The 18,244-nt window shown below is 71.7% G+C and carries 15 protein-coding genes; 14 read left to right on the forward strand and 1 reads right to left on the reverse strand.

Going from position 1 to position 18,244, the window contains the following annotated elements; genetic code table 11:
- The first annotated feature begins 49 nt into the window (after positions 1–49).
- The 6 genes from Asera_RS16085 to Asera_RS16110 all read left to right on the forward strand — a co-directional run bounded on the left by Asera_RS16085 (position 50) and on the right by Asera_RS16110 (position 7,772).
- Complete coding sequence (locus Asera_RS16085; protein WP_035298232.1) at positions 50–838, forward strand: TIGR03936 family radical SAM-associated protein; 789 nt, start codon at positions 50–52, stop codon at positions 836–838.
- 124 nt (positions 839–962) lie between these two features.
- A complete protein-coding gene (locus tag Asera_RS16090; protein WP_051802834.1) occupies positions 963–3,866 on the forward strand; it encodes an Rne/Rng family ribonuclease in 2,904 nt (967 codons plus the stop codon).
- Between the two features lie 343 nt (positions 3,867–4,209).
- The gene (rplU, locus tag Asera_RS16095; RefSeq protein WP_030448877.1) at positions 4,210–4,536 is read left to right on the forward strand and encodes a 50S ribosomal protein L21; all 327 of its coding nucleotides are present in this window, start codon (positions 4,210–4,212) and stop codon (positions 4,534–4,536) included.
- A 9-nt stretch (positions 4,537–4,545) separates the two neighbouring features.
- On the forward strand, positions 4,546–4,803 hold the full coding sequence (gene rpmA / locus Asera_RS16100) for a 50S ribosomal protein L27 (RefSeq protein WP_030448878.1): 258 nt from the start codon (positions 4,546–4,548) through the stop codon (positions 4,801–4,803).
- A gap of 112 nt (positions 4,804–4,915) precedes the next feature.
- Positions 4,916–6,352, forward strand: a complete 1,437-nt coding sequence (gene obgE / locus Asera_RS16105; RefSeq protein WP_030448879.1) for a GTPase ObgE — start codon at positions 4,916–4,918, stop codon at positions 6,350–6,352.
- Between the two features lie 181 nt (positions 6,353–6,533).
- A complete protein-coding gene (locus Asera_RS16110; protein WP_051802835.1) occupies positions 6,534–7,772 on the forward strand; it encodes a DUF1444 domain-containing protein in 1,239 nt (412 codons plus the stop codon).
- A gap of 96 nt (positions 7,773–7,868) precedes the next feature.
- Here Asera_RS16110 and Asera_RS16115 read toward each other — a convergent pair whose 3' ends face one another.
- Entirely contained in the window at positions 7,869–9,494 is a 1,626-nt protein-coding gene (locus Asera_RS16115) for a DHA2 family efflux MFS transporter permease subunit (protein WP_030448881.1), read from the reverse strand.
- Between the two features lie 326 nt (positions 9,495–9,820).
- Between Asera_RS16115 and Asera_RS16120 the strand changes: the two genes are divergently transcribed.
- The 8 genes from Asera_RS16120 to Asera_RS16155 all read left to right on the forward strand — a co-directional run bounded on the left by Asera_RS16120 (position 9,821) and on the right by Asera_RS16155 (position 18,242).
- A complete protein-coding gene (locus Asera_RS16120) occupies positions 9,821–10,654 on the forward strand; it encodes an ABC transporter permease (protein WP_244843906.1) in 834 nt (277 codons plus the stop codon).
- Entirely contained in the window at positions 10,647–11,456 is an 810-nt protein-coding gene (locus Asera_RS16125; RefSeq protein ID WP_030448883.1) for an ABC transporter permease, read from the forward strand. Before Asera_RS16120 ends, Asera_RS16125 begins: the two co-directional genes overlap by 8 nt.
- Positions 11,457–11,515: 59 nt before the next feature.
- The gene (locus Asera_RS16130; protein ID WP_425305980.1) at positions 11,516–12,481 is read left to right on the forward strand and encodes an ABC transporter ATP-binding protein; all 966 of its coding nucleotides are present in this window, start codon (positions 11,516–11,518) and stop codon (positions 12,479–12,481) included.
- A 177-nt stretch (positions 12,482–12,658) separates the two neighbouring features.
- Positions 12,659–14,311 carry an ABC transporter substrate-binding protein gene (locus Asera_RS16135; protein ID WP_030448885.1) on the forward strand — a complete coding sequence of 551 codons (1,653 nt, stop codon included), beginning with the start codon at positions 12,659–12,661 and terminating at the stop codon, positions 14,309–14,311.
- Positions 14,312–14,318: 7 nt separating this feature from the next.
- The gene (locus Asera_RS16140; protein ID WP_030448886.1) at positions 14,319–15,296 is read left to right on the forward strand and encodes an ABC transporter permease; all 978 of its coding nucleotides are present in this window, start codon (positions 14,319–14,321) and stop codon (positions 15,294–15,296) included.
- Positions 15,296–16,168 carry an ABC transporter permease gene (locus Asera_RS16145; RefSeq protein WP_051802838.1) on the forward strand — a complete coding sequence of 291 codons (873 nt, stop codon included), beginning with the start codon at positions 15,296–15,298 and terminating at the stop codon, positions 16,166–16,168. The genes Asera_RS16140 and Asera_RS16145 overlap by 1 nt, the downstream gene beginning before the upstream one ends.
- The gene (locus Asera_RS16150; RefSeq protein WP_051802839.1) at positions 16,165–17,244 is read left to right on the forward strand and encodes an ABC transporter ATP-binding protein; all 1,080 of its coding nucleotides are present in this window, start codon (positions 16,165–16,167) and stop codon (positions 17,242–17,244) included. The genes Asera_RS16145 and Asera_RS16150 overlap by 4 nt, the downstream gene beginning before the upstream one ends.
- Positions 17,241–18,242 (forward strand): ABC transporter ATP-binding protein, encoded by a 1,002-nt coding sequence (locus Asera_RS16155; RefSeq protein WP_030448889.1) that lies wholly within the window; start codon positions 17,241–17,243, stop codon positions 18,240–18,242. The genes Asera_RS16150 and Asera_RS16155 overlap by 4 nt, the downstream gene beginning before the upstream one ends.
- The last annotated feature ends 2 nt before the right edge of the window (positions 18,243–18,244 follow it).

An 18,244-nucleotide genomic window follows, 5' to 3' on the forward strand; every position in this document is an offset into this window, starting at 1 on the left:
GACGATCAGCAGGCAACGACCCAGGCCGGACACCCAGCAGGCGCCGACGGTGCAGAAGATCCGCATCCGGTACGCCAAGCGGGGCCGCCTCGCGTTCACCTCGCACCGCGACTTTGCCCGCGCACTGGAGCGGGCCATGCGTCGCGCGGCGGTACCGATCGCCTATTCGTCCGGGTTCAGCCCGCACCCGAAGATCTCGTACGCCTCCGCCGCGCCGACCGGCGTGGCGAGCGAGGCCGAGTACTTCGAGGTCGGCCTGCAGGCGCCGGTCGAGCCGGACTGGCTGCGCACCGCGCTGGACGCGGCGCTGCCGCCCGGCCTGGACATCCTGGAGGCGGTCGAGGCCCGCACGTCCGACTTCGCCGACCGGCTCACCGGTTCGCACTGGCAGATCCGACTGCCCGAGGTGACCGACTCGGCTGCCGAGGCGGCGGTGGCCGCGTTCCTCGCCGCGGACGAGGTCCTGGTCGAGCGGATGACCAAGTCCGGCCGCCGCACGATGGACGCGCGCTCGCCGGTGGTACGCATGGCGGTCACCGAGCGTGGCCCCGACGCGGGTGGTCAGCCTGGTGAGGTGGGCAACACCACGCCGGAGCCGGCCGCCGGGGGCGCGGCCGGTCCGTGTGCCATACTCGATCTAGTCGTACGGCACGTAACCCCGTCCGTACGGCCCGATGACGTCCTGGCCGGCCTGCGCGTGGTGGCCGAGTTGGCGCCGCCGGTCCCACCGAAGGTGATCAGGTTGGCGCAGGGCACGCTCACCGGGCACGGCGAGATCACCGATCCGCTCGTGGTCGTCGGTGCGGACAGGGCAGTCAGCGGAACCCCGTCGACCTGACGGCCGGGCCGCACGGCCCGGGTAGGCAGACTTCGGGTGGCTCGGCAGAGCCGCTCGACCTGTGGACCACCCCCGCGTGGCTGCGCTCTCGCGCCCGGGGGCGGTAGAACTGGAGAACGCCCGGATGCTCGACAACGAGCCGACAGGCAGCACGGACGCAGTGCAGGACGCCGCGTCCGACGCCGACCGGCCCACCGCAGACAGCCCCGCCGCGCCGGCCGCGAGCCGGACCCGCCGGCGGGCCACCCGATCCGCGGGGCCACCCAAGCCGCTGGAACCGGCGACGACCGGCGCGGCGGCCACCGAACCGCCCGCCCACGCCGACCCCGGCATCCCGTCCCGCGGCACCGACACCGCCGCCGGGCCCGCCGAGGCGGCGCCGGCGACGAAGCCGCGCGGTCGCCGCGCCACCCGGCCGGCGGCCGCCCCCGCGACCAGCGCGACCGACGAGGCCGTCGCGATCAGCGCGAGCGCCCGCGGCAGCGGTCCGGACGACGCGGGACGCGGCGACGACGCCGGCGAGCCGGCGCCGCGCCGGACCCGTACCCGGAAGAAGGCGGCGGCACCGGCTGCCGAGCCCGCACCGGCAGAGCCCGCACCGGCCGAGGCCGCAGCCGGCGCCGAGGAGGCGCCGGCGCCGCGCAAGCGGGCCAGCCGCCGCCGGGCGACCGCAGCCAGCGAGGCCGACACGTCGGCCGGGCCCGCGGCGACCGAAAAGCCGGCCGAGCCGGCCGGGGACTCGACGGCCGAACCGGCCGCGGAGCAGCCGGCCGAACCGGAGCGACCCACCACCCGCCGGCGCCGGCGGGTCGCGGCGCCGGTGCTGTTCGTGGCGCCCGACGCGGCGGTCCCGGCGACCACGCCGACGAACGCGCCGGAGGACCAGGCGGAGCCGGCGGCCGAGACCGCCGAACCGGCGCCGGAGCGGTCCCGCGGGCGCCGGAAGCAGCAGGCCGAGCCGGCCGAGCAGGCCGAGCCGGAGCAGGCCGAACCGGCCGCCGAGGCGGACGAGGACGGCCTGGACGACGGCGACGGGAAGCACCGTCGGCGTCGCGGCCGGCGCGGTCGCGGTCGCGGCAAGGGCGCGGCGGAGGAGGCCGAGGCCGCCGAGACCGAGTCCGGCGCGGCCGACGAAGCCGGCGAGTCCGCCGAGGCCGATGCCGGTGAGGAGTCGGCCGAGGGTGGCCGCCGCCGGCGTCGCCGGCGTCGCCGGGGCGCCGCGGGTGACACCGAGCCGTCCCCGGACGACCCGCCGAACACCGTGGTCAAGGTCCGCGAGCCGCGCAGGGCGGTGGACGAGGTACAGGGCGTGTCGGGCTCGACCCGGCTGGAGGCCAAGCGGCAGCGCCGGCGCGACGGCCGCGAGCAGCGCCGTACCCGGCCGCCGATCCTGTCCGAGTCGGAGTTCCTGGCCCGGCGCGAGGCGGTCGACCGCAGCATGGTGGTGCGCCAGCTCGGCGACCGCACCCAGATCGCCGTGCTGGAAGACGGCGTGCTGGTCGAGCACTACGTGTCCCAGTCGACCAGCAACACCATGATCGGCAACGTCTACCTCGGCAAGGTGCAGAACGTCCTGCCCAGCATGGAGGCGGCGTTCATCGACATCGGCCGGGGCCGCAACGCGGTGCTCTACGCCGGCGAGGTCAACTGGGACTCCGCCGGCCTGGAGGGCCGCACCCGCGCGATCGAGCGGGCGCTGAAGCCCGGCGACAGCGTGCTGGTGCAGGTCACCAAGGATCCGATCGGGCACAAGGGTGCCCGGCTGACCAGCCACGTCACCCTGTCCGGCCGCCACCTGGTGTACGTGCCGGGCGGGCACGCGTCCGGGATCAGCCGCAAGCTGCCGGACACCGAGCGCAAGCGGCTGCGGGACGCGCTGAAGCGGCTGGTGCCCGAGCACGCCGGCGTGATCGTCCGCACCGCCGCGGAGGGCGCCAGCGAGGACGAGCTGTCCCGCGACGTGACGCGGCTGCAGGCGCTGTGGGAGACGATCGAGAAGAAGTCGACGTCCGCCTCCGCACCGTCCCTGCTGTACGAGGAGCCGGACCTGGTGATCCGGGTCGTCCGCGACCTGTTCAACGAGGACTTCAAGGAGCTGGTGGTCGCCGGCTCGGACGCCTGGGAGATGGTGCACGAGTACGTCGAGCACGTCTCGCCGGACCTGGTCGAGCGGCTGAGCCAGCACACCGGCAGCAAGGACGTGTTCACCGAGCTGCGCATCGACGAGCAGCTGTTGAAGGCGCTCGACCGCAAGGTGTACCTGCCCAGCGGCGGATCGCTGGTCATCGACCGCACCGAGGCGATGACCGTGATCGATGTCAACACCGGCAAGTTCATCGGCTCCGGCGGCAACCTGGAAGAGACGGTCACCCGCAACAACCTGGAGGCGGCCGAGGAGATCGTTCGCCAGCTGCGGCTGCGGGACGTCGGCGGCATCATCGTCATCGACTTCATCGACATGGTGCTGGAGAGCAACCGGGAGCTGGTGTTGCGCCGGTTGACCGAGTGCCTCGGCCGGGACCGGACCAAGCACCAGGTCACCGAGATCACCTCGCTGGGGCTGGTGCAGATGACCCGCAAGCGGGTCGGCCAGCCGCTGATCGACGCGTTCAGCGAGACCTGCGAGCACTGCAAGGGCCGCGGCGTGATCATCCACCTGGAGCCGGCCAAGCACGCCGGCAAGGGTGGCGGGTCGGACTCGGCGAAGCAGCAGCCCGCCGACGAGGGCAAGCGGACCGGTGAGGGCAAGCGCCGCCGCAAGGACAAGTCCGACAAGGACAAGCTTGAGAGCGCCGACAAGAACAAGTCGGACACGGTGGCCGAGGAGTCCGTCGACCAGCAGGCCGGCGCGGACGCGACGGCGGAGCAGCCGGTCGCAGCCGACAGCGGCAGCGGGTCGGCCGCGGTCGAGGCGGCGGACGGGCCAGCCCCGGACGCCGGGCCGGCCGAGACCCCGAACCGGCGCAAGCGGGCAGGTACCCGGCGGCGCAAGGTGGCCGAGGCCGAACCGGTCACCGCGGACAGCTGAGCGATCGGCGGGATCGGGACCGCGTTCCGTCTCCCGCCGACTCGTACCGGCGCCAGAGGAGACGGTGGGTTCCGGGCGGGGTGGCCGGTGTGGGCGGCGGGCACCCGATGCCGTACCCTTACCGGCGGTGCCTCGTGCGCCAGGGTCTTGGCTGCCCCGAGCTCGCACCGAGGACGCTGGATCTCGCAGGTGGTGGCCGCGGTCGCGGCTCGCTTGTGGGCCGGACAGCGCGGCGCCGCCATGCGGCGCAGCACCACCACGCCACGCAGCAACACCACACTGCGGGAGCACCGAGCTTGCGGTGACACCGTGACACTGAACCACTGAAGGAGACCTGCGTCCGATGTACGCGATCGTCAAGACCGGCGGCAAGCAGTACAAGGTCGCCGAGGGCGACGTGATCGAGGTCGAGAAGCTCCAGGGTGAGCCCGGCGACACGGTGACGCTGCCCACGGTGCTGCTCGTCGACGGCGAGGGTGACGCCACCACGGTCACCACCGACCCGGCCACGCTGGCCGAGGTCGAGGTCACCGGCGAGCTGGTCGCCCACACCAAGGGCCCCAAGATCAAGATCCACAAGTTCAAGAACAAGACCGGCTACCACAAGCGCCAGGGTCACCGCCAGCCGCTGACCCAGGTGAAGGTGACCGGCATCGAGAGCGGGAAGTAGGGCGCCGAGATGGCACACAAGAAGGGTGCGTCGAGTTCGCGCAACGGCCGCGACTCCAACGCTCAGCGGCTCGGCGTGAAGCGCTTCGGTGGTCAGCTGGTGAACGCCGGCGAGATCATCATTCGCCAGCGTGGCACCAAGTTCCACCCGGGTGACCTGGTCGGCCGGGGCAAGGACGACACGCTGTTCGCGCTCAGCGCCGGCAACGTCGAGTTCGGCCGCAAGCGCGGTCGCCGGGTGATCAGCATCGTTCCGGTGCAGCAGTAGCATCGATCGAGACGTTCGCGGGCGGGCCGGACACCGGCCCGCCCGTTCTGTGTTTCGCGCCCTGGGTACGCCGTGACCGGCGCACGCCGGTGCGGGGTGAGGGAGGTCGGCGGTGACCACGTTCGTGGATCGGGCCGTACTGCACGTACAGGCCGGTAACGGTGGCCACGGCTGCATGTCGATCCACCGGGAGAAGTTCAAGCCGCTGGGCGGCCCGGACGGCGGCAACGGAGGCCGCGGCGGCGATGTGATCCTGGAGGTCGACGCGGGCGTACACACCCTGTTGGACTTCCACTACCGACCGCACCTGAAGGCTGCGAACGGCAAGCCCGGCCAGGGCTCGAACCGGGACGGCGCGCAGGGCGAGGACCTGCGGGTCCGGGTACCGGACGGCACCGTGGTGCTGACCGCCGACGGTGAGGTGATCGCCGACCTGGTCGGTACCGGTACCAGCATCGTGATCGCGCACGGCGGTCGCGGCGGGCGGGGCAACGCGGCGCTGGCGAACTCGCGGCGCAAGGCGCCCGGGTTCGCAGAGCTGGGCGAGCCGGGCGACGCCTCCGACGTGGTGGTGGAGCTCAAGAGCGTCGCCGACGTCGGCCTGGTCGGCTTCCCCAGCGCCGGCAAGTCGTCGCTGATCTCGGTGCTGTCCGCGGCCCGGCCGAAGATCGCCGACTACCCGTTCACCACGCTGCAGCCCAACCTCGGGGTGGTGCGCGCGGGCGAGGTCACGTTCACCATCGCCGACGTACCGGGGCTGATCCCGGGCGCCGCCACCGGCAAGGGCCTCGGCCTGGACTTCCTGCGCCACATCGAGCGGTGTGCGGTGCTGGTGCACGTGGTGGACCTGGCGACCGAGGAGCCGGGCCGGGACCCGGCCAGCGACATCGACGCGATCGAGGCCGAACTCGCCGCGTACGGCGGGCTCACCGACCGGCCGCGCATCGTGGTGCTGAACAAGCTGGACGTGCCGCACGGGCGGGAGCTGGCCGAGATCGTCGCCGCCGACCTGGCCGAGCGCGGCTGGCCGATCTTCGAGCTGTCCGCGGTGACCCGGGAGGGGCTGCGGCGGTTCACGTTCGCGCTGGCCGACGCCGTCCGGCGGTACCGCGCGGAGCACCCGCCGACCGAGCCGACCCGCATCGTGCTGCGCCCGGCGGCGGTGGACGAGAGCCACTTCGAGGTGGCCGTCGACCCCGATGGGGTGTACGTGGTGACCGGACCGCGGCCGGAGCGCTGGGTGCGGCAGACCGACTTCTCCAACAACGAGGCGATCGGCTACCTGGCCGACCGGCTGGCGCGGCTGGGGGTGGAGGAGGCGCTGGCGAAGGCCGGCGCGCAGCCCGGCGCACCGGTGCGGATCGGTGCGATCGAGTTCGACTGGCAGCCGACGCTGTTCTCGGACAAGGACTTCGTGCCGGGCCGGCTGGGTACCGACTACCGGCTGGACGCCGACGACCGGGTCGGGGCCGACGATCGGCTGGCGGCGCGCAAGGCCCGCCGGCAGCACGTCGAGGTCGAGGGCGAGTGGTCCGACGCGGACGCCTGAGCGGCACCCGCCCGCCGCATCGGGTGTACGAGCTGGTGGCGGCGTTGTGCGCGGCCGGATCGTCCGGGCGGTGGAGGACGGCGGTGGCGACCGCCGGGTACGGTGCGAGGGTCTGTACGGGTCGACGATCCGTGCCGGGGGCGCGGTGGTGACCCCGGGGGCGACGCACGGGAGGCGGTAGATGGGCGGCGGCCTGGCGCGGCGGGGCGGGTCGATGCAGGACCGGTTCGGTGCCGAGCTGCTGGACAGATTCCGCGCCTGCCGGGGCGTGGCCGACAGCTGGTACTCCGCGGAGCGGTTCGCGATCGGCTACCGGCGCAGTCGCGGCGGTTCGGTCAGCTGGGCGTTTCTCGGCACGCTGTACGGCGAGTGTGCCGGTCTTGCCGGTGACCGGCGAGACGAGCTGCTCGCCCGGTACGTGACCCGGATGACCGAGCCGGTGGCGGTGCCGACCCGCTGGGCGGAGGCGGCCCCGCTGCTGCGCCCGCTGCTCTACGGCACGGCGCAGGGCCGCTGGGTGCCCGGCGCGCCGCGGCGGCCGGAGGCCGAGTTGCTGCGCCGGCCGGCGTTGCCGCTGCTCGACGAGGTCGTGGTGGTCGACCTGCCGACCACGATCGGCTACGTCAGCACCGATCTGGTCGCCTCCTGGGGGGTGTCCAGCAGCGAGGTGTTCGCGACCGCGGCGGCCAACCTGGCGGCGGTGCCGGGCGATCAGGCCGCCGGGCAGCCGTCCGGCGCGCCGACGCTGCTGCGGTTCGTCGACGACGGCAGCACGTACTGGGTGTCCCGGCTGCTGCTGGACGGCTGGCTGGCCGGGTTCGAGGAGCGGCTGGGCGCCCGGCCGGTGGCGTTCGCGCCGGACCGGGACTGCCTGCTGGTGGTGGCCGACGGCCCCCGGCTGGCGGACGCGTTCGACCTGGTCGCGGCCGAGTTCCGGGGTGCGTCGCGGCCGGTGTCGCCGGCCGGGTACACGGTGGACGAGGCCGGCCGGGTGGTGCCGTACCGGCCGCCGCTGGGCCACCCGGCGCATCATGCGGCGATGCGGGCCGACCGGTGGCTGGCCGCCGAGGCGTACGACGTGCAGGCCGATCTGCTGCGGGCGCACTGGCCGGTGGCGCAGCAGGTGTCGGTGGCGAGCTACCTGCTGGCCGAGCCGGTCGACGGCGCCGCGCCGTCGGTGAGCACCTGGCGCCAGGACGTCCCGACGCTGCTGCCGGAGACCGACCAGGTCGCCCTGGTCGGTGCCGACCGGCGGCAGTCCTGGCTGGTCCGCTGGGCCGATCTGGTCCGGGCGGTGGCGCCGCTGCGGGTGCCGGGGTTGGCGCCGCCACGCTACCGGGTGCAGCAGTGGCCGCAGGGCGAGCAGTTGCGCGCGCTGCTGGCCGGCGCCGTGCACCAGACCGATGGCGCGCACGGCTGACCGCGCCCCGGCGCGTGGGCGGCCGCGCGCGTGTCCTCCCTGTCGGGTGACCGCGCGCACGGCTGGCTCATCGCGCCGGTGCGGTGGCGCCGGCCGTCACTCCGCGGGTTCGGCCGCGGCGGGGCTGCCGGCCGGTACGGCCGCATCGCGGGACCGCTTGCGGCGCTTGATGAACAGGCAGCTGAGCGCGGCCAGGACGAGGACCCCGATGGGCAGGATCAGGGTGGGCCGCATCGCGTTGACGTAGCCGACGTGGAACGTGTCGGCGGCGATCTGCTTGAGCTGCTCGACCGCCTGCTGCGGCATCCCGGGAGGCGGCTTCACCTCGGTCTGCGTTCGTCCCACGTCCAGCCCGCCGGAGGAGCGGGAGAACCCGGCCACGAACTGCTCCCGGAACTGCGGCGGGATCTTGTCCGCGTGCGCCTGTGCCGAGGCGGCGAGCTTGCCGGACAGCTGCGCCTGCAGCAGCGCGCCGACCGCGGCGCTGCCGACCACCGCGCCGAGTTGCCGGGTGGTGTTGAACACGCCGGAGGCGGCACCGGACAGCGCGGCCGGGATGTTGCGCATCGCCACCGTGGTCATCGGCGCGAAGATGCAGCCCATCCCGAGCCCGGAGATCAGCAGCCCGGGCAGGAACGTCCACCGCGAACTGTCCACTGTGGACTGGTCCAGGATCAGTGCCATCCCGGCGGCGAACAGCAGCAGCCCGACGAACAGGATGTACTTGCCGCCGATCTTGTCGGCGAGCCGGCCCGCGAACGGTGCGACCACCAGCGACACCAGCGACATCGGCGCGATCGTCAGGCCGGCGTCGAACGCCGAGAGCCCGAGCACCGACTGCAGGTAGATGGTGATCGGCAGGAACAGCCCCATCATCCCGAACGACATGGCCATCGCCACGAAGTTCATCAGCGAGTAGTTCCGGTCGCGCAGGATCGTGAACGGCACCAGTGGCTCGTTCTTCTCGAAGTACTGGGTGATCAGGAAGACGATCACCAGGGCGACGCCGAGCGCGATGATCAGCGGGATGGACACGAAGTGCCACACCTGGCCCCAGTGGTAGTTCTCGCCCTCGATCAGCCCGTACGTGACGAGGAACAGCGCCACGGTGATCAGTGCCGTACCCAGGATGTCGAGGCGGTGCTGCCGGTGCTCGGTGATGTTCGGGACCACGAGCAGCGCCAGCAGGAACCCGACGATGCCGATCGGCACGTTCAGGTAGAAGATCCACTCCCAGCTGGCGTACGTGATGAGCAGCCCGCCGAGCGTCGGCCCGGCGATGGCCGCGACCCCGGCGACCGCGCCCCAGACGCCGAAGGCGGCCCCGCGCCGCTCCGGCGGGAAGATCCGGTTGATGATGGCGAGCGTCTGCGGGGTCAGCAGCGCGCCGCCGACGCCCTGGACCAGCCGGGCCGCGATCAGCTGGTCGGGGTTGCGGGCCACGCCGCAGGCGGCCGAGGCGAGCACGAACACGACCAGGCCGATCAGGTAGATCCGCTTGCCGCCGACCATGTCGCCGAGCCGGCCGGCGGTGATCAGCAGTACCGCGTAGACCAGCACGTACCCGCTCTGGATCCACAGGATGTCGTCCAGCGAGGCGTGCAGGCCGTCGCTGATCGCCGGCACCGCGATCGTCACGATCGTGGTGTCCAGCAGGATCATGAAGAACCCGAGGCACAGCGCGAACAGCACGGCCCACGGGTTGCCGTTGAACCTCGACATGACGCGGTTCCCCCCGGTGGTTCCGACCAGCACCCCACCGTATATCGACGTTCGTCGGTTTCGTGGCCCGAATCGGCGCACCGCCACGCCCTGGCGACGGCCGGGTCCGGAAATATCGGCTGTACCGACGGGCCGGGACCCGGTAGGCTCCTCGGGCTTGCCCGGGGTGTGGCGGACCGAGGGAGCTGCTTCGCAGCGGTCGGCGCCACGAAACCAAGAGCGGGCTCCTCAATCCGCGATGCGATCCGCGACGAGTCCGCCTGGGTGTCCTCCTGCCGTCGGCATGCTCGTGCGTGGGCGCGTCGATTCCGATGACGGAGGGGCGAATGGGCATCGACGTGCCCTGGCCGCGGCCAGGGACGCTACGAACATCACTCGCGCTGGCCGGCGCGGGTTTCCGGCGGTGGGCGACCTACCGGCAGGCGATGCTGGCCGGCGCGTTCACGAACACGATCTTCGGCTTCCTGCGCTGCTCGGTGATGCTCGCGGTGGCCGGCGGGGCGGGCGGCGTCGCGGCCGGCTACCGGGGCCCGCAGCTCGTCACGTACGTGTGGGTCGGGCAGGGGCTGCTCGCCGTGGTGCAGCTGTGGGGCTGGACCGAGCTCGCCGACCGGGTCCGCACCGGCGACGTGCAGTGCGACCTGCTGCGGCCGATCCACCCGGTACTCACCTACCTGACGGCCGATCTGGGCCGGGCCGCGTTCGCGATGTGTACCCGCTTCGCGGCGCCGCTGGTGGTCGGCGCGCTGGCGTTCCAGCTGTACGTACCGCACCGGCTCACCACCTACCCGCTGGCGCTGGTGAGCGTGCTGGCCGCGACCGTGGTGTCGTTCGGGGTGCGCTACCTGGTCAACCTGAGCGCGTTCTGGCTGCTGGACATCCGCGGTGTGCTGGTCGCCTGGCTGCTCTGCGCGAACGTACTGACCGGGCTGTACTTCCCGCTCGCCTTCCTGCCCGGCTGGGTGCAGCCCATCCTGTGGTACGGCACGCCGTTCCCGTCGATCCTGCAGGCGCCGGTGGACGTGCTGGTCGAGCGCGGCTCCGAGGCGCACCAGCTGTCGATCCTGGCGGTACAGCTGGGCTGGGCCGCGGCGGTGCTGGCGCTGGCGGTGCTGGTGCAGCGGCGGGCCGAGCGGCGGCTGGTGGTGCAGGGTGGCTGAGCATCCACGGACGACCGCGTACCGCGCGCTGCTGGTGGCGCAGGTGCGGGCGCAGACCCAGTACCGGTTCTCGTTCTGGCTGGACGCGGTGTCCTCCTCGGTGGTGTCGCTGCTGGACATCGTCGCGGTGCTGGTGCTGTTCCGGGCCACGCCGGCGTTGGGCGGGTTCTCGGTGCGGCAGTGCCTGCTGATCGCGTCGCTGGGCAACGTGGCGTTCTCGTTGGCCGATGCGGTGGTGGGCAACATCGACACGATGCGCCAATACATCCGGACCGGCCGGCTGGACTCGATCCTGCTGCGTCCGATGGGGGTGCTGCCGCAGCTGGTGTTCGGCGACTTCGCGCCGCGGCGGCTGGGCCGGGTGCTGCAGAGCGGCCTCGTGCTTGCCGGCACCCTGATCTGGCTTGATCCACAGTGGACGGCTGGGCGAGTGGTGCTGGTGGTGGCGGCGCCGCTGGCCGGCGCGGTCATCTTCGGCTCGGTGTTCGTCGCCGGCTCGACCGTGGCGTTCTGGTTCGTCGAGTCGGGCGAGTTCGCGAACGCGTTCACCTACGGCGGGCGCGACTTCACGCTGTACCCGATCTCGATCTATCCGGGCTGGTTCCGCAAGATCTTCGCGTACGGGCTGGGTTTCGCGTTCGTCGCCTACTACCCGGCACTGGCGCTGCTCGGGGTGCCCGACCCGCTCGGCGCGCCGCCGGCGCTGGCCTGGTGCTCCCCGCTGATCGCGCTCCCGGCAGTGCTCGCCGCGGCGCTGGTCTGGCGGGTCGGGGTGCGCCACTACCGCTCCACCGGATCGTGACCGATCCGGTGCGGCACAACGAATCGGTACGCACGGGCGAGAGGAGATCGAGGGTGGCACTGATCGAGACGCACGGGCTGCGCAAGGACTTCGTGGTACGGCGCAAGGTGGGTCGGCTGCGACGGGAGCGGCACGTCACCGCCGCGGTGCACGACGTCGACCTGGCCATCGAGGCGGGGGAGATGGTCGGCTACATCGGCCCGAACGGCGCCGGCAAGTCGACCACGCTGAAGATGCTCACCGGAGTGCTGAGCCCGTCCGCCGGCGAGGTACGGGTCTGCGGCCTGCGGCCGGTCGCGCAGCGCACCAGGCTGGCGCTACGGATCGGTGTGGTCTTCGGGCAGCGCTCGCAGCTGTGGTGGGATCTGCCGCTGGCCGAGTCGTTCCAGCTGCTGCGGCACGTGTACCGGGTGCCGGCGGCCGACCACGCGGCCCGGCTGCGGCGCTGCCGGCGGCTGCTGGAGCTGGACGAGTTCCTGGACACCCCGGTCCGGCAGCTCTCGCTCGGGCAGCGGATGCGCGGCGAGATCACCGCGGCACTGCTGCACGCGCCGCGGATCCTGTTCCTGGACGAGCCGACGATCGGGTTGGACGTGGTCAGCAAGCAGTCGGTGCGGGCGTTCCTGGCCGAGCTGGGCGAGGCCGGCGACACGACGCTGATGCTGACCACGCACGACCTGGCCGACATCGAGCGGCTGTGCCGCCGGCTGGTGGTGATCGACCACGGCCGGGTGGTGCACGACGGGACGCTCGGTGAGCTGCACGCTCGTTACGAGTCCCGGCGGCGGGTGGTGGCCGAGCTCGACGTGCCGTGGGACGGTGCCGCGGCACCGTCCGGTACCAGCATCGAGGCGGTGGAGGCGGATGCACACCGGGTGACGTTCGCGCTGCGCGGTGCCACGGCGGGGGAGCTGATCGCGGGCCTCGCGGCGACCGGCGCGCTACGTGACGTGTCGGTACTGGAGCCCGACATCGAGGACGTGGTGGCGCGGCTCTACGCCGCCCCGGCGCCCAGCCACTCGTGACTCGTCTCGCCAGGTGGACCAACACACGCGGTAGGGTTCGTTAATCATTGACTAACTGCGGTTGATGTAAGAAACTTTCCGGCCAAGAGGTCGTGTGGGGTGGTGTGCCCGCACCGTACGGCCGCGGAAGTGTGTTGGTACATCGTTGCGGAGAAGGTTCCGCCGGAAGGAACGACGATGAGTGCAGACGCGACGATCCGCGACGCGGCGACGCAGCTGCGGCTGTCGCGCCGGACGCTGTTCGGTGCCGCGGCCGGGGTCGGACTGGCCGCCACGCTGGCCGGCTGCGGAGGCGACGACGAGGGTGGTACCGGCGCCGGCAAGCCGCTGGTCGTGCACATCAACGACACCGGATCCTGGCAGCGCAACTTCAACCCGTACGCGGTGACCCAGAACGTGGGCACTATCGGACTGTTCTACGAGCCGCTGCTGTTCTTCAACAAGCTCAAGCCGAACGACATCACGCCGTGGCTGGCCACCAAGTACTCGTGGAGCTCCGACGGCAAGACGCTGCGGATGACGATCCGCAAGAACGTCAAGTGGACCGACGGCAAGCCGCTGACCGTCGACGACGTGGTCTTCACCTACCAGGCGATGATCGACACGCCGGCGCTGAACCGCGGCGGCATCGAGCTGTCCGGGGTCAAGGCCGAGGGCGACGAGGTCGTCTTCACGTTCCCGTCCACCTCGTTCACCAAGCTGTGGAACCTGGCCGGCCAGATCGGCATCGTGCCCAAGCACCTGCTGGCCGGCAAGAAGCTCGACACCTTCACCAACCCGAACCCGGTGGGTACTGGGCCGTTCACGCTCAGTTCGTTCTCCTCGCAGGTCTACCAGGTCAAGGCGAACCCGAAGTACTGGAAGGGCAAGCCGGCGGTGCCGCAGGTCAAGTTCCCGGCGTACACCGCGAACGCGGTGCAGACCGGCCTGCAGACCGGCGAGATCGACTGGGCCAGCGCGTTCGTGCCGGACCTGAAGAAGATCTACGAGAAGAACGACCCGGAGCACAACAAGCACTACTTCCCGTCCGAGGGCCTGAACGCGCTGATGGTCAACACCGCCAAAGCGCCCTTCGTCTCGCTGGAGGTCCGCCAGGCGGTCAGCCTCGCGATCGACCGGGACCGGATCGTCAAGTCCGCCGAGCGCGGCTACGTCGAGCCGGCGCACCCGTCCGGGCTGCCGATGCCGGCCGACGCCGATTGGGTACCGGCCAAGTACAAGGACGCGAAGTTCACCGTCGACACCGCCAAGGCCAAGGAGCTGCTGAAGAAGGCCGGGTACGGCAGCAAGAAGCTGAAGTTCGAGCTGCTGGTGCCCTCGCCGTACACCGACTTCGTCAACTCGGCGCAGCTGATGAAGGAGGACCTGGCCAAGGTCGGCATCGACATGACCGTGCGCGGCGTGGCGATCCAGGACTGGGTGGCGAAGGTCGGCAAGGGCGACTTCGACGTGACGCTGCGCGGCGCCGTGTCCGGCCCGACCCCGTTCTACCTCTACCGGGTGATGCTGGCGAGCGTGCTGACCAAGCCGATCGGGCAGGTGGCCACCGGCAACTACGGCCGCTGGAAGGACAAGCACACCGACGAGCTGCTCGCCGCGTACGAGGGAACCAACGACGAGGCGAAGCAGCAGGCGGCGGTGCAGGGCCTGGCCACCGTGGTGATCGAGCAGCTGCCGGTGATCCCGCTGTTCGGCAGCCCGTCCTGGGCGCTGTACCGGACCACCAAGTACACCGGCTGGCCGACCGAGCAGAACCCGTACGCGATGCCGTCGCCGGCCACCTCACCCGACATGGCGCAGGTGCTGCTGCACCTCAAGCCCGTCAAGTGAGGCACGGTTGCGCTACCTGCTGCGGCGGCTCGGGTTCTACCTGATCACGGCCTGGGCCGCCATCACGATCAACTTCCTGATCCCCCGGCTGATGCCGGGGGACCCGGTCGACCTGATGGTTGCCCGGATGAACGGCCAGATCGACCCGGACGCGATCGAGTCGATGAAGAAGTCGTTCGGGCTGACCGGCGGCTCGATCTGGTCCCAGTACTGGGACTACCTGGGCAACCTGCTGCACGGTGAGCTGGGCCGGTCGATCACGTTCTACCCGACCCACGTGTCGTCGGTGATCGGCGGCGCGCTGCCGTGGACGATCGGGCTGGTCGGCATCGCCACCATCATCAGCTACCTGATCGGCACGTCGCTCGGCGTCGTCGCCGCCTGGCGTCGCGGTACCTGGCTCGACTCGATCCTGCCGACGACCACGTTCCTGCAGGCGGTGCCGTACTTCTGGGTGGCGCTGGCGCTGGTCATGGTGTTCGGCGTGTCGCTGTCCTGGCTGCCGGTCTCCGGTGCGTACTCGCTGGACGTCACGACCGGGTTCAACGGCCCGTTCGTCGCCAGCGTGCTGTACCACGCGATCCTGCCGGCGATCACCATCGTGGTGGCGTCGATCGCCGACCGGGTGATGGGCATGCGCAACGTCATGGTGACCACGCTCGGCGAGGACTACGTGACGATGGCCGAGGCCAAGGGTTTGACCAGCCGCCGGGTGATGTGGCGGTACGCGGCGCGCAACGCGGTCCTGCCGAACATCACCAGCTTCAGCCTCTCGCTCGGGTTCGTGGTCGGCGGCTCGGTGCTGACCGAGATCGTCTTCTCCTACCCGGGGATCGGTTCGGTGCTGCTCAAGGCCGTGGAGAACGAGGACTTCCCGTTGATGCAGGGCATCTTCCTGATCATCTCGCTGGCCGTACTGGCGGCGAACCTGCTCGCCGACATCGCCTACGTGGCGCTCGACCCGCGTACCCGGCAGGAGGCGTGATGAGGGGCATCCTGCGATCCCCGAAGATCGTCGCCGGGCTGCTGATCCTCGCGTTCTTCGTCGTGCTCGCGGTGCTCGGGCCGCTGCTGGTCGGCGCCGACCCGACGAAGACCAGTGGCGCCGGCCTGGCCGGCCCGTCCGCCGCGCACTGGCTCGGTACCACCCAGAGCGGCCAGGACGTGCTCGCCCAGGTGGTGTACGGCGCGCGCATCTCGATGGGTGTCGGCGTGCTGTCCGCGCTCATCGCCACCGCGCTGTCCATCGTGGTCGGCCTGGTCGGCGGGTACGTCGGCGGCGTGGTGGACGAGGTGCTGTCGCTGATCACCAACATCTTCCTGGTCCTGCCGGCGCTGCCGCTGGTGATCGTGCTCGCCGGCTACCTGCCCAGCCGCGGTGTCATGTCGGTGGCCGCGGTGATCGCGGTGACCGGCTGGGCCTGGGGCGCCCGGGTGCTGCGGGCGCAGACGCTGACGCTGCGCGGCCGGGACTACGTGCAGGCGGCCAAGGCCGGTGGCGAACGCGCCTGGCGGATCGTGTTCGCCGAGATCCTGCCGGTGGAGTTCCCGGTCATCGCGACGAGCTTCCTCGCCACCGTGCTGGCCGCGATCCTGGCCGAGGCCGGCCTGTCGTTCCTCGGCCTGGCGAACCTGTCCACGGTCAGCTGGGGCACCATGCTCTACTTCGCGCAGAACAACCAGGCGCTGCTGGTCGGTGCGTGGTGGTGGTTCATCCCGCCGGGCCTGTGCATCGCGCTGATCGGCGCCGGGCTGGGTCTGCTCAACTTCGGCATCGACGAGATCGCCAACCCGCGGCTGCGTACCGTCCTGCCCAAGCGCGCCCGGCGCGCCCGCCGCGCGGAGGTGACCTCATGACCGAACCGTCGGCGAGCGGTGCGAAGACCACGCTGGCACCGGCCGAGCCGGTGCTGTCGATGCGCGGGCTGTCGGTCGACTACCTGACCGGCACCACGCCGGTGCACGCGGTCGACGACGTCACACTGGAACTGCACCGGGGCGAGATCCTGGGCCTGGCCGGCGAGTCCGGCTCCGGCAAGTCGACGCTGGCCAACGCGGTGGCGCGGCTGCTCAAGCCGCCGGCGCTGGTGACCGCGGGCGAGGTGCTGTACCACCCGGCCGGCGGTGCCGAGCCGGTGGACGTGCTGCGGATGAACGCCAAGACGCTGCGCAAGTTCCGCTGGCGCGAGTTGTCCGTGGTGTTCCAGTCGGCGATGAACTCGCTGAACCCGGTGTCGACCGTCGGCGCGCAGATCGACGACACGCTGCGGGCGCACGACACGACGCTGACCGCCCCGCAGCGGCAGGAGCGCGCGGTGGAGCTGCTGCGCCGGGTCGGCATCTCCGCCGACCGGGTGAAGAGCTACCCGCACGAGCTGTCCGGCGGGATGCGGCAGCGCGCCGCGATCGCGATCGCGCTGGCGCTCAACCCCGAGATCATCATCATGGACGAGCCGACCACCGCGCTGGACGTGGTGGTGCAGCGCGACATCCTGCGGGAGATCTCGGCGCTGCGCCGCGAGTACGGGTTCGCCGTCGTGTTCATCACCCACGACCTGTCGCTGCTGCTGTCGATGGCCGACCGGATCGCCGTGATGTACGCGGGGCAGCTGGTCGAGGTGGGCGCCGCGCGCGACGTGCACGACGCGCCGAGTCACCCGTACACGCACGGGCTGCTGCACTCGTTCCCGAAGCTGCGCGGGCCGCGCGAGGAACTGCTCGGCATCCCCGGTACGCCACCGGATCTGCGCGACCTGCCGCCGGGCTGCCCGTTCCACCCGCGTTGCCGGTTCGCCGTCGACGCCTGCGCCGAGCTGACGCCGGCGCTGCTGGAAGCCCACAGTGGACAGTACGCGGCCTGCCTGGCGCACGATCCGGCGTCCTACGGCGCGCCGGTACCGACCGAGCTGAGCGGGGAGGGGAGCGGTCGATGAGCCAGAGCGTCCCGGGTGACGAGGTGTTGACCGCCGAGCACGTCACCAAGCACTTCACCGCCTCGCGCGGTGGCCGGCTCGGCCGGCGCCGGCCGCCGGTGCGGGCGGTGGAGGACGTCAGCCTGTCGCTGACCGCCGGCCGGATCACCGCGATGGTCGGCGAGTCCGGCTGCGGCAAGTCCACGGTGGCCCGGCTGCTGGCCCAGATCTACCCGCCCACCGCGGGCCGGATCCTGTTGCACGGCAAGCCGGTCGGCCGCAACCGCGACTACCGGCGCCAGGTGCAGATGGTGTTCCAGGACCCGTTCGCCTCGCTCAACCCGTTCCACAAGGTGCACTACCACCTCGCCCGGCCGCTGAAGCTGCACGGGCACGCGCGTACCGCCGCCGAGGTGGACGAGCAGGTCGCGGCGCTGCTGGAGCGGGTCAGCCTGACCCCGGTCGACCAGTTCATGCACAAGCTGCCGCACGAGCTGTCCGGCGGCCAGCGGCAGCGGGTGGCGATCGCGCGGGCCCTCGCGGTACGGCCGGTCGCGCTGATCGCCGACGAGCCGGTGTCGATGCTGGACGTGTCGATCCGGCTCGGCGTGCTGCGGTTGCTGGAACAGCTCGCCCGGGAGGAGAACCTGGCGCTGCTCTACATCACCCACGACATCGCCAGCGCGCGCTACTTCGCCGACGACATCCTGGTGATGTACGCCGGGCAGCTGATCGAGCAGGGGCCGGCGGAGCAGGTGACCGACGACCCGGCGCACCCCTACACCAGGCTGCTGCTGTCCGCGGCGCCCGACCCGGACCGGCTCGAGGAGCCGACCGACGAGACGACCGACCACGGCGAGCCGCCGAGCCTGATCAGCCCGCCGTCCGGCTGCCGGTTCCACCCGCGCTGCCCGGTGGCGATGCCGGAATGCTCGACGACCGTACCGACCCGGGCACAGGTCGCCGACGCGCACTGGACCAACTGCCACCTCTACGACCAGGCACCCATCGACGCCTGATC

This window comes from Actinocatenispora sera (assembly GCF_018324685.1).
GTDB lineage: Bacteria > Actinomycetota > Actinomycetes > Mycobacteriales > Micromonosporaceae > Actinocatenispora > Actinocatenispora sera.